The sequence below is a fragment of the Paenibacillus sp. MAHUQ-45 genome, assembly GCF_058133325.1.
The window spans coordinates 54,877-66,774 of record NZ_JBYUPV010000012.1 but is presented as its reverse complement, the minus strand read 5'-3'; the positions used below and the strand labels follow the sequence as shown (position 1 = coordinate 66,774).

General features: G+C 41.9%; 10 protein-coding genes. 2 read left to right on the top strand and 8 right to left on the bottom strand.

The annotated features are described in order from the left end of the window. Positions 1–70: 70 nt before the first annotated feature. The 3 genes from AC3Y23_RS22690 to AC3Y23_RS22680 are packed head-to-tail and all read right to left on the bottom strand — an operon-like array spanning position 71 to position 3,031. A complete protein-coding gene (locus tag AC3Y23_RS22690) occupies positions 71–787 on the bottom strand; it encodes a restriction endonuclease (RefSeq protein WP_379203315.1) in 717 nt (238 codons plus the stop codon). A gap of 35 nt (positions 788–822) precedes the next feature. Then, positions 823–2,688 carry a DNA/RNA helicase domain-containing protein gene (locus AC3Y23_RS22685; RefSeq protein WP_379203313.1) on the bottom strand — a complete coding sequence of 622 codons (1,866 nt, stop codon included), beginning with the start codon at positions 2,686–2,688 and terminating at the stop codon, positions 823–825. Positions 2,689–2,698: 10 nt separating this feature from the next. After that, the gene (locus AC3Y23_RS22680) at positions 2,699–3,031 is read right to left on the bottom strand and encodes a nucleotide pyrophosphohydrolase (RefSeq protein ID WP_379203310.1); all 333 of its coding nucleotides are present in this window, start codon (positions 3,029–3,031) and stop codon (positions 2,699–2,701) included. Between the two features lie 986 nt (positions 3,032–4,017). Here AC3Y23_RS22680 and AC3Y23_RS22675 point away from each other — a divergent pair. Together AC3Y23_RS22675 and AC3Y23_RS22670 are read left to right on the top strand one after the other, a co-directional pair. Next, complete coding sequence (locus tag AC3Y23_RS22675) at positions 4,018–4,362, top strand: helix-turn-helix domain-containing protein (RefSeq protein ID WP_379203308.1); 345 nt, start codon at positions 4,018–4,020, stop codon at positions 4,360–4,362. Between the two features lie 153 nt (positions 4,363–4,515). Further along, positions 4,516–5,418 carry a DUF8370 family protein gene (locus AC3Y23_RS22670; protein ID WP_379203306.1) on the top strand — a complete coding sequence of 301 codons (903 nt, stop codon included), beginning with the start codon at positions 4,516–4,518 and terminating at the stop codon, positions 5,416–5,418. Positions 5,419–5,658: 240 nt separating this feature from the next. On the opposite strand, the gene AC3Y23_RS22665 is transcribed toward AC3Y23_RS22670, so the two are convergent. From AC3Y23_RS22665 to AC3Y23_RS22645, 5 genes are all read right to left on the bottom strand, one after another. Next, a complete protein-coding gene (locus tag AC3Y23_RS22665) occupies positions 5,659–6,228 on the bottom strand; it encodes an SF0329 family protein (RefSeq protein WP_379203303.1) in 570 nt (189 codons plus the stop codon). 128 nt (positions 6,229–6,356) lie between these two features. Next, positions 6,357–7,346, bottom strand: a complete 990-nt coding sequence (locus AC3Y23_RS22660; RefSeq protein WP_379203539.1) for a tRNA dihydrouridine synthase — start codon at positions 7,344–7,346, stop codon at positions 6,357–6,359. 370 nt (positions 7,347–7,716) lie between these two features. After that, positions 7,717–8,265 carry a hypothetical protein gene (locus AC3Y23_RS22655; RefSeq protein ID WP_379203301.1) on the bottom strand — a complete coding sequence of 183 codons (549 nt, stop codon included), beginning with the start codon at positions 8,263–8,265 and terminating at the stop codon, positions 7,717–7,719. 77 nt (positions 8,266–8,342) lie between these two features. Continuing rightward, positions 8,343–9,059 carry an MBL fold metallo-hydrolase gene (locus tag AC3Y23_RS22650; RefSeq protein WP_379203299.1) on the bottom strand — a complete coding sequence of 239 codons (717 nt, stop codon included), beginning with the start codon at positions 9,057–9,059 and terminating at the stop codon, positions 8,343–8,345. A gap of 733 nt (positions 9,060–9,792) precedes the next feature. Beyond that, a complete protein-coding gene (locus tag AC3Y23_RS22645; RefSeq protein WP_379203297.1) occupies positions 9,793–11,433 on the bottom strand; it encodes a TQXA domain-containing protein in 1,641 nt (546 codons plus the stop codon). Positions 11,434–11,898: the final 465 nt, after the last annotated feature.

Below are 11,898 nucleotides of genomic sequence, written 5' to 3'. Positions count from 1 at the left end.
GTTTGCGAATCGCTGAGTCTGTAATTTTGAAAGACCATCCTGCTACGTTAAGGATGGTCTTTCTCTAAAATTACATAGCCTTTGTTTTCCGGCAGCTTGGATAATTACTGCAGCCCCAGAAAGCTGTGCCCTCTTTACTCTTACGCTGAACCATTGGTGCCCCGCATGCACAGGTAACGGCTTTAACTTTGTTGCTACTAGTTTTTTTAGGCTTTACTTTACCTTTTGTAGGCTGCCATTTCCCCCAAGCTCGAAGCTTATTCTCGATCAGAGCTCCATGCCAGTAATCAACTTTAAATTGCTCCGCTTCTCGTTTTGCGTCCGCTGTAAGATCTGAAGTGGTGATTAACAGAGATAAGATGCAGTCATGATTTCTTTTAGCGCCTACCAATTCACGAACCGTCATAACCTGCACTTTATTGTGTTCAGCATAACACTTGGCTTGCACTGCAGTTTTTTCGCCGCGCTTATCAATAATAACCAAGTCTACACCGCCATCCTTTCCGCCTACTCCTACTTCTTTGACGGTATAGCCTTGATCCCGAAAATATAGAGATAGCAGTCTTTCAAACTCAGCACCGTTAATTTGATCTAAAGGTGCCTTTAAGAGTACTTCATCCGGTCTGCACGTTGTAGAGGCACGATTAAAGCCAGTTGTAGCGCTTTTCTTAGCAGTTGTTTTTCGTTTGGCTGAACTGCGCCGTTTGTTCTTCTTGTTACCTTGAATCAGTCCGGACAAGATGGATAAGGCGATGATAAGTACTATAAATCCAATAATTGATGCCATAAATACTCCTTAGATATACTAGTATAATTGTAATGTTATGCCATTACTCGCTTGAGTTGATCCTCTAGGTACTCTCTTAATTCAGGATCTCGGCAATACAGGTAGCATCCTTTCATTCCGCGAGAAATTAACACTTTGTAAATGTTTTTGATAAGCGCTGTAAGCTGCTGGTTGTTGTTCTTCAGTCCGCGCTTTCCCATGGTATCTTTGTATTCATTATATTCAGCATAAATCTGCATACTCTTAGGATCGAACTTCAAGTCATTTCCAATAATGACTCCCACATAGTCAAATTCCAAGCCCTGTGAAGTATGCACACAACCAATCTGCTCTAATCCGTGTTCATGAATTGCCCAAGTGTTAGAGATTGCCCGTCCATTCCACGGCATTTGAAAGTCATGCTCTTCAATCGTTACATCGGCGATCTCACCATTTCGGTTCCCTTCGGTATCCTTAGTCCAGTTCCAAGCAAATCCTGCCAGCATACGAGCTTTATTACCTTCGCTCACTTTATCCTTAATGTCTTGATAGAGTTTGTGGGGACTATCTATGAGTTTAAACTCAAAAGTGCTCTGATCCCACCCGTTAAAATTACCTGTCTGGCGAATCTGAAAAATATGATCTACCCAATTAATGAATCCCTCTGCACCCGCACAGCGAAACTGCGCAGAAAGAGTATACTCATGAACTTCTGAATCGTGTAGATCAGCAATCCGCTTAATCTCCGCTACTGATCCAATATCATCCGGACGAATCCGTTGAAAATCATCGATAAAAAATACATTTACTTTAGAAGCCTTAATAATATCTTCGATCTGATTGTCACCACGATATTGATAAGCACCTTTTCCCTTCAGCCTGTGAGCTTCATCTACAACCATAACATCATAAAAGTTCTCCGGTGTATCGTAGAATTGACCCGACCCAGCAAAAAGCGATCGTGCCCGTGCCTTATTCTTCGCCTGCTGCTTCACCAAGGTCTCTACCATTACCGTTCTAAAGGATGCATTAGGAGCAATAAATCTCACATTTAATTTATGCTTCAGCAGTCCTCCGAGCGCGTTCATAGAGATCACCGACTTCCCTGTGCCGGGGCCACCTTTAATAAGGATTGTACGTTTCTTGCTCGTGTCTTTAGCTAAACTCATTATGGTCTCATAAGCGACCTTTTGCTCATCCAGCAGGATGAATTCGGAGTTCCCCTTGAACAGCCCGTCCACATGATCAATCAGCTTCTTAGATGGACGAATTTTTCCGTTCTCAATCAGATAAAGCAGATTAACTCCATTTCCTTTGCCAATATGCTTATGCAGAAATTCCTGAAGTTTAAGTGTATCCTCCGCCATGAATAACGGTGCTTTACGGATATAGCCTTGATATTGTTCACTTTTTAACGGGTCAGGCTGAGGAGTTCGATAATTATGTAAATATGCGCAAGAGTAACTGGTAAGATTACTGGAATGAACAGCTTCATTCATATCCTCTAACTGCTGCCGATAAGACCATGCCTGATACGAAGGATGTGGAGTTTCACGTTCTCTGCCTCCGATATAAGCAACCACTACATCCTCACGGTCTGTTTCGCTAGCCGCATCCCACTGCTTCAATTCTACGATTACAAAATTATCTTTACCTTCCTTGTCTTGACCAGCAACTATAAAATCTACCCGCTTACTAGTAGCCGGGATATTATATTCAATCATAACACCGCAATCATCAGCGATCTTTGAGTTACGCACTACACGTTCCATGAACTGCATAGAGTTGTTCCAGGCTCTTCTTTCCCCGGGACTGGGTCGCATACCCATCTTGCTGATAAAAGCATTCTCAATTTCTACAGTTAACTGGTTACTATCAACTTTCTCTCGGAAAGCTAGCGCACTGCTGCTGTAAATTATCATGTAGGCTCCCCTATAGGTCAGTATATTTGTCTTTTTTCCCAAATGCCTTTTCAACCGGATACTTGGCTTCATTCTTAATAAGCTTTGCGAGGATTATGTCCTCAAGGTCTAGCTCTAACGACTGCGCTAAGTACACTGCGTACACTAACACATCTGCGAGTTCATCGGTGATCTGTTCCTTTTTCGACTGAACTGCCTCCTCCGAGGACTTCCATTGAAAGTTTTCTAGCAATTCAGACGCTTCAATACTCAATGAAATCGCCAAATCCTTCGGATTGTGGAACTGTTCCCAGTTCCTATTCTCTCGAAAGGCCAAGATTTGTTTTATAAGCTCTTCATTCATCTGTGTGCTCCTATCATGATAAGGAAGTAAACAACGCAAAAAGAGGCAGTTCTCCCTTGCCTGGGATACGCCTCTGAATGGTCACTTATGGCCATGCTTTGGCCTTTGTTATATGCTTCTTAATTAAGAATATTATGGAGACCAAAAATAGTCAAACTAAATAAGGTGGTTAATATATTATATTTAGAGCTTCCCGCATATTATATAAATTCAATAAACAATAAAACCTTCTGTACTTCATCTGCGCAATATTATCCTGCTCTAGCTCGATTTCATTTATATCATCAGTAAAGTGGCCCAACTGCTCATCCACGTTCACTCCATAACAAAGGGCAGTTTGCACAATTACAAGCAGCCCATCAGGCTGTTCCTTTGGATTAGTCTGAAGAAAGCGAACATACTCCTCTAATAATTCTGTCTTTCCATATAAAATCTCTACCGCATATAAATTCGCTTTTGCCAGTTTCGAAATTCATGAGCAATCCCTTTCTCTTCCTTCCCTAGGTCCTCCAACCACCCAAGTTCTACGTATCTGTAGATGCTATCTCTAGCCTGCTCGTAATCCCCCAGATGCTTACATGCAACTCCTCGCATCTGTTGACTGAACCCAAAATAATAAAAAAGAGGGCGCTGCATTTTGACTAATGGGATCGTCATCCCCATCACCTTTCAGCACAGCCGCTCTTAATAGATACGCTGGGAATAGCTATGCAAAATATCTGCAGTGTATAGCAGCTTGTCCCACTGTTCGTAATAATAAGCAGTTTCCAGCATTTGGACAAAAATGTCTGGGTTGAAGGCTTTAAGGATAGAGAGAGGTATGTGTGAATCCCCCTTTTTTTATCCATACCTACATTTTTTATTTTCTCATCTAGAGGGTCAATATAAAAAGTACTTATAAGTACTTTTTCGTAGATCATCAAATTGCTCTTAATAGTTTGTAAGGGTTAGCTTTCCTCTTCTAGCCTTAATGTAGAGGTGATCCCATGAATTTACCAGAAAGCGTCGGCAATCGCATTCGTGAGCTTAGAAAAGCAAAAGGATGGACACAAGAACAACTTGCTGAAGCAGCTTCGCTTCACTACAGTTACATAGGCGGTGTCGAACGAGGAGATCGAAACATCTCATTAGAGACATTGGAGAAAATTATTGCGGCGTTTGATATTCCAGCTATAGAATTCTTTCGCTTCGATGATGAGACAGAACGCCGCAAGGCTCTAGATGAACATATGGCTTTGCTTAGCAGCAAAAGTGTAAAAGAAATAGCAGCAATCACTCGGGTAACCCGGGAAGTGATTGCTGCTATGGGAATAGGCAAAGGTGAGAAGTAGAGTTATTTAGTGAAATTACATTTTTTCATAAAGCAATATTATTTATTCCTAACTATTACCGATGATTTTTTTGTAAAATAATGTAGAATGCTGTAAAATAGAAAGTGTTCTATAACTAAATATGGCGATTGAACTCTAGCATGGGGGGTTAATATGAAAAAACATATTTCCGAACTTCTAAATCAATCTCGAACTGGACATTCTCTTTATGAATTTGTAGATATTAATGTATTAAAGGATCAAAAACTGTTTATTGATCCTTGTTTAATAGAAACTCAAAGAGGGCCTTGGTATGATAAGGCAACAAATCTGTTGAATAGCTTTTTTAATGAATTTTATGAAGCGTATCGCAACAATGATGATCAAAAAAAATTAGAGCTATTATCCTGTGCAAGGGAAATTAATTATACAAAGTTAGGTTACGGAAATGGAGATAACGGACATGGAAATACAGCAGAAGGTCTAATAGAAACTTTTAAAAATCTCGAAAGACTAGCAGTGAATATACCATCTATTACAAAAGCAATGGATTTACCTGTTACTATACCAGGATTCAATGAAGATGGACTTTCAGATATGATGACCAATATTATACATCTCCAATTAAACGAGTTTACATTAGAACAATTAGCTATTTATAATGTAAGCCCCAACTCTGAAGACACCTTTTATACCTGGGATATGATCTCATCTTCTTGGAAAAAAGAAACACTCCCCTGCTATCGTTATGAAAATAATAAAATACTTTTGACTCCTAAGAATATAGTTAGAAAAAAGTACTTTTTTGGTGCAAATCAATTTTTAATGCGCGTAATTCTAGAAAGAGCTAAAAAAGAAACCGCATATACCACTCCCAAAGGGAAAACTCGTTATCGGACCACAAAGAAAGAGCTCAAAAATGCAATATCAAAAGAAGAGCGTAATTGGAAATATAAATATAATAATGAGAAAACAGAAAGTGACCAGTCGTTTTTAAAAGACTACCATGATGCCATCCCTTTTTTATACAGTAATAAAGCAATGACTGATGCTGAATTAGACAAGTTTATTTATTAGTCAGAAATACTATATAAATGTGCTTATAAGAATTACTCTATTATCACATCAAATAAAATTGAAACAGTAGTCTTTCTGATCATTTCAATGACCAATAAGAGGGGCAATAGCCCCTCATTATTTTTATATAGTTTATTCTAAAATGCGGCCGTTTCACACTACCAGTAAGTAACTCTCCACATGTGTGGATTGAGCATTACTAACAAACTGCCCATCTATAATCATTCCCGGTACCATACCTCACAACGTCCCCCGCCGCAAATCATAAAACCACCGCACAACCGGATGCTTCAACTCCATCTTCTCAGCCATACCCAAAATCCGCTTCTTCCCGACTCTTTTGTCCATCAAAGCCAACACATTCAATAGAATCTCGCTGCTCTCCAAGCTCTCCTCTATAGGAGTAGTTAGGAATTTATTAGCCACAACAGTAAAATTCGACTTACTTAATGCAGCCTGTGCTGACAAAAGCTCTTTTGCATGTTCTGTACTTTTTCTGCCTCTGGCAATGACTATTAGGCGGTCCTCTGGCACTGGCCCCTTAGTATCTTTTCTGACGGCTTCTATTTCTTCATTGGTGATAGGAATTTGAATGTCTGGATCGTTCTTAATTTCCAGCTCTGTTTGATACCATCTTATAGGGTTCGTTTTATCGTTCATGTTGAGGATGTTCTTCTTATCTACGGTAATATAACAAATCCCTGATTTATCAGGCAGATAACGGTAACCCGGTGCGCGGTACTCTACCCTTCCGTTTAACGCAGGACTAAGAAAGCCCTCCAGTTGTTGCTTCAATTTGCTCCAGGACATGTGATCCCTCCATAACAAAACAGAGGAAAGGCTGGATGGCTTCGGGTTGTCCCCCTCTCCATTCATCCGATCCTCATTTGTTTGCGTCTTTTTTCTATTTCCACACGGGTTTCTACCATTTGGGCAGCTTAATCTTCTTGTTCCTCTGCCTCATCCTGCGTCTTGCTTGCAAATTCACTCAGTAGCGCACGCACTTCACTGGTTGACCTGGTGTTCATCAAGGTATTTCTTAATTCACTTGCCCCGCGGAATCCGCGGACATAGATTTTAAAGAATCGTTGAAGAGGTCTGAATGAACGGGACTCCAGTCCCGAATATTGATCATGGAGATCCAGATGCAGCCGTAGCAGATCCAGCAACTCTTCACTACTATGCTCCTTCGGCTCCTTCTCAAAAGCAAACGGATTATGGAAAATACCGCGCCCAATCATAATCCCATCCACACCGTACTGCTCAGCGAGCTTGAGACCGGTCTCACGGTCAGGAATATCCCCGTTAATGGTCAGTAGTGTATCTGGTGCCACCTCATCACGAAGCTTTTTAATCTCTGGGATCAGCTCCCAGTGCGCATCTACTTTGCTCATTTCCTCTCTGGTGCGCAGATGAATGGACAGATTCACAATATCCTGCTGCAAAATATGGGTTAACCAGCCGCGCCACTCATCTACTTCACTGAAACCGAGCCTTGTTTTTACGCTGACGGGCAGTCCGCCGGCTTTAGCTGCTTGGATAATCTCCGCTGCGATCTCAGGACGGCAGATCAGACCGCTTCCCTTCCCGTTCTCTGCTACATTCGCTACAGGACAGCCCATGTTAATATCAATTCCTTTGAATCCTTCTTTCGCCATCCCGATACTCATTTGACGGAAGAATTCCGGCTTATCTCCCCAGATATGAGCTACAATGGGCTGTTCATCCTCTGTAAACGTCAAACGCCCGCGCACAGCATGGTTCCCCTCCGGGTGACAATAGCTCTCTGTATTCGCAAACTCCGTAAAAAAAACATCCGGCCGGGCTGCTTCACTTACTACATGGCGAAACACAACATCCGTCACATCTTCCATCGGCGCCAGTATAAAAAAAGGCCGTGGTAATTCACGCCAAAAATTATTCATTATATTAAACCCTCTCTAGCTGCCAAGATAAATCTTTATCCCGCAAAAATATATATACTTATTCATATCCCTGGTTCTTCACTTATAGCATGTTTAAGCAGCGCAGATCAAACGACAGTATATGTTAACGCTAATGGTTTAATCTTATCACAATTGCTTCTAATGAGTGTACAAGCTCCTGTTAATACATTGTTCCATTCTCATTCTGAGAACAACCCCACAGATAATAAAGAGACACTCGGGTATCCCCGGCGTCTCTTCGTTTTCTAGCTTCATGTTGGTTAACTTCTGGCTTCCAGGCTAGCAGTGGGAGGAGCCATTCTGTAACAGTTACCCATTATTCTTCCCACACAGCTGTGAGGGGAACCTACGATCAAGGAGCAAAAACCTCCGGATTATCATTTCGCCAAGCGCCTATACAGCCAATTAGACAGGCTTGGTAGCTTCTCATCTTGACACCATTCTCACTGTCCTCATATTCAATTGCGATATTGATGCCCGGCTTGCGCCATGCCAAGATTCGGCCGGAAAATCCAGGCCACTCACAGTCTTCATCCAGCCCAGGTTGACCATATGCCTCTATCGACTCATCTGGTGTTGAGCTCATCGTGATTCCTGAGGGAAGGTATCCGGGAAACGGAGCCTTAATTCTGTCATCCGACCCGGGCGCAAGAAAATGTACGGCACCCATAATCCATTCCTCTTGATTGGTATATTGGAGCCCGGTCAGATCATTTATTTTTGGCGCGCGATAAAGATCTATACGTATCGATGATTTTACAGACCAGATGATATCGTCGTTAAAAAAGCTGTTTGGACCTGGCATCCGCTTGACGCCGAAGGACTGCAGCAAGGTTTGAACACTCTTAGGATTATACGGTTGACCAAGCATTTCAATGAGCTGTTCGGATGGTTCCTTCATGTTTTTTAACCCCGTCCCTTCGCTTTGCTCAAGATATACAACGTGATGAAATCGTTATGGGCTGAGCAGAATTTTTTCTAACGTTCCAGAAGAGAATTCATGATATCAACAATCTTTTGTTTACTTACAGGTTCAGCATGTCCTACTACACAAGTATCAAAATCAAATCCTTCAATCGCTGTAATTAAAGAACGCAATTTATCTTTATCTAGGTAGAGATTATTATAATAATCCAATCCAACGGCATCGCCAATAAATAATACTCTTTCTTGAGGTACAAATATGCAGACAGAATCGTCACTATGCGGAGAGGCTACATGATGTAATTCTGCAACAATGCCTCCTAAATCGATTTCCATATATCCGCTGAAGGAGATATCCGAAGTCACTACTCGTATTTCCGATAGCACAGGGTACTCTGTACGAATACAAGTATCTGCAAATTCAATCTCGACCCCTTCTGCTAATCTCTGTTTCATTTCAGAATCTGTCCATTCCCACTTAGCTATTTCCGCTAATTTAGCATTCGTTTTTTCGTGGGCAATGGTTACACCTTCCACTGCATGCATCCCAAAAGTATGATCCCAGTGCCAATGCGTGATCGCAATGATTTCCGGTTTTCTGAATCCTTCATTACGTACAGCTTCATTAAACGATTCAACATGATGTTTAGAATTGCCTGAGTCCACCATTAAAGAACATTTTTGCCCATGTATATATCCAAGAACTGGCCTATCGGACTCTTTACTAAACATAGTATAAAAAACACGATCTGTTAGCTGTCTCAATTCCATAAAATAAACCCTCCTGCTAAAGCCATATCCTTGTCCAAGCATACCATAGCTGAAGTTTACATAAGCAGTAGTCCATTATTTTATTTGTTTTTTATTACAGGGCAGCCACCTCCACTTGTACTGCTGGATGATATCCGGCTATGGTGCTTCATACTAAAACACGCCAACGTTCCCCTTTAGAGCTTTGCACTGGTTCAAAAAAAAGGCCCAAGCGCTTCATTCGCCTGAGCCCGACTTATTATTACGTGACTTTCTTATAGTTGATAATAATTTCATAATCCATCTCAATCTTGATGTGTTCAATCAAGTGCTAAAGCACTTTTCGTAGAGCTTTCTCGTCATCAATTTGTAACTCTGCAGAGCCCCTGACTTCGCTGCTGCATAATACGTTCATTGGCTCCGCCTTAACTGACAACCGTCTCGGTCATTTTTATATTTCAATCCTTTACCGCAATGAGCACAGTATGCAAGGTGGCAAACAACGATTTTCACCCTGACCACCAAACCCTGTTCTCTTCTTGAACGCCATTCTCCCTTGCTGTGTAGCAGCATCGCCTTGCTTTTGATATTTGCCAGCAGACGAGCAAGCAAGGTCGCGATGATCTTGAGAGAGAAGCCGTCCCCGTAATAATCGGTGCCGACATAGTAGGGTGGATCAGCAGAATGAGTGTCTCTGGAGGGTCAGCCCTCTTTCGAGCAGCTTTCGGCCATTTTTTCAAGGTACATCATTTACTCAACCTCTACCCATGCGATCTCTTCTAAATAGCCACAAACCGCCGACAATAAATACCGCTCCTATAATATAAAATATAGTTTTACTTTCTTCACCCGTTTTAGGAAGGACGCTTATTTCTTCATTTACATTTGTCCGTTCAAATGGCGTTGGTGTTGGTTCTTCTACCCGTTCTGTTTTTTCTGTTGGCGTTGGGGCTGGTGTTAGTGTTGGCATCGGTGCTGGCTCTTCTACCCATTCTGATTCTACTGTTAGAGTCGGCGTTGCCGTTGGCTCTTCTACCCGTCCTGGTTCTTCTGTTGGAGTTGGCGTTAGTGTTGCCGTTGGCTCTTCTACCGGTCCTGGTTCTTCTGTTGGAGTCAGCGTCGGCGTTGCCGTTGGCTCTACTCCCCGTTCTGGTTCTTCTGTTGACGTTGGTGTTGCTATTGCTGTTGGTGCTGGCGTTGGTGTTGCTGTTGCTGTTGCTGTTGGTGTCGCTGTTGGAGTTGGTGTTGGTGTTGCTGTTGGCGTTGGTGTTGGTGTTGCTGTTGGCGTTGGTGCTGCTGTTGGTGCTGGTGTTGGCGTTGGTGTTGCTGTTGCTGTTGGTGCTGGCGTTGATGTTGCTGTTGGTGCTGGTGTTGGCGACACGGGAAGTTTAAAGTTCAATAGCACATTTCTTTGCACATCCAATACATTGACTGCGACCGCACCAAAATCTTGAATATCATTGATATATTTCACTGACGAAGTGATGAACACATCGTTGACAGATTGACGCATCATAAATTGGAGTCCAATATCTACATTTGAAGCCGTATCATCATAATCGCCATCAGCGATTGTAATCGTGATCGTCTTACTGTTAAGACTTGGATTGGTGTATGTTGATTCAACTACAGTCGCTTTTGGATATCTAGCCTCCGTAGCATTATCAAGCTGGACTGATGGTAAAATGACAGTTCCATCATAGTTCTTTTCTGTTGCTTTATAGGATACTGATACAACAAGGTTATCATTCGCATCAAATGATAATTGCTGATCATATACATCCACATCGGCTTCTGTATACGTTGGCCCTATAGGCGCTAAACTGATGTAGTAATTAAACAAATCCTCTCCCGCTGGTGTTGGCGGATAATGCTGCCCACGCCAGTCATTCAAACTCGCTCCATTAGTGTAATGCCAAATAGCATATTGGGTAGCCCAAAGTGCCATGTCTTCATCCAAACCTGTAATACCAGTGGCCGCTTGTAAATCTGCAACACTCTTCATTGGAAAACCATTGAGCAGGATCGCTCTTAACATATCCCCATTAATCACCTTTCCTTTAATGGAGTAGTTGTTAATTTCTTTAAGTGGTGAAAAGAACTCTTCACCGTCACGATAACCGAAAAGATCTTTCGTAAGTGGATATTGTCTCGACCTGTCAAAGCAATAAGCTAAAATACCATCAGGTAGACCTGCTCTGTTCGGCCTTCGTTCATAAACTCCGTTATTATATTCTGCTAAAACAATGATAGGGTACATTCGCACATTGGGAAACCAATGATCTACGACCTCAAACTTTTCAACAACTGTAGGAGCTGCTTGGATAGATTGAAATGAGGTCGAACCTAGCAGAATAATCAGAAATATGGCTAGCTTCACTTTTATTTTATTCATTTGAGGTCTCTCCCTTCTATGATCATAGTAAAGAACAGAACACTTTTCGAAAGTGCTTTGTTCTTACTTGTATCGGTTATCGATGTCGTTTTTTAAATGCTTTTATCGGATATGATTCTTTAGTAGCATAGCTGCTCCAACACTTAGTTCAATTCTCTTCCTTACTACTACCAAGGATACAAATATTAAGAACCCAAGCTGATAAAGCTTGGGTTCTGCAGGTAAATGTGCTTTAAATTACTATTGTGCAATTTCCAAATAGTCTCTCACGCCGCCCTCCCATCAAATTGCCGCAAAGCCTTGTCCCACTTGGCTTGGACACCTCTCACCCCACTCCCCTGTTTCAATGCGGGCAAATAAAGTCGAGTTGAAATAGCAGGGGAATAACAAGGGAAATGAATGGAGTTAGAGAAAGCGCTTTGGAGTGAAAACAGGAGTGGATACCTGAGTTTCGCTCGGCTTTTT

Bases quoted from the DNA above. Each gene is read 5' to 3' on its own strand.
- AC3Y23_RS22690 (WP_379203315.1), bottom strand. From the start codon at position 787: ATGGCATCAATTATTGGATTTATAGTACTTATCATCGCCTTATCCATC.
- AC3Y23_RS22680 (WP_379203310.1), bottom strand. From the start codon at position 3,031: ATGAATGAAGAGCTTATAAAACAAATCTTGGCCTTTCGAGAGAATAGG.
- AC3Y23_RS22675 (WP_379203308.1), top strand. From the start codon at position 4,018: ATGAATTTACCAGAAAGCGTCGGCAATCGCATTCGTGAGCTTAGAAAA.
- AC3Y23_RS22665 (WP_379203303.1), bottom strand. From the start codon at position 6,228: ATGTCCTGGAGCAAATTGAAGCAACAACTGGAGGGCTTTCTTAGTCCT.
- AC3Y23_RS22650 (WP_379203299.1), bottom strand. From the start codon at position 9,059: ATGGAATTGAGACAGCTAACAGATCGTGTTTTTTATACTATGTTTAGT.
- AC3Y23_RS22655 (WP_379203301.1), bottom strand. From the start codon at position 8,265: ATGAAGGAACCATCCGAACAGCTCATTGAAATGCTTGGTCAACCGTAT.
- AC3Y23_RS22645 (WP_379203297.1), bottom strand. From the start codon at position 11,433: ATGAATAAAATAAAAGTGAAGCTAGCCATATTTCTGATTATTCTGCTA.
- AC3Y23_RS22685 (WP_379203313.1), bottom strand. From the start codon at position 2,688: ATGATAATTTACAGCAGCAGTGCGCTAGCTTTCCGAGAGAAAGTTGAT.
- AC3Y23_RS22670 (WP_379203306.1), top strand. From the start codon at position 4,516: ATGAAAAAACATATTTCCGAACTTCTAAATCAATCTCGAACTGGACAT.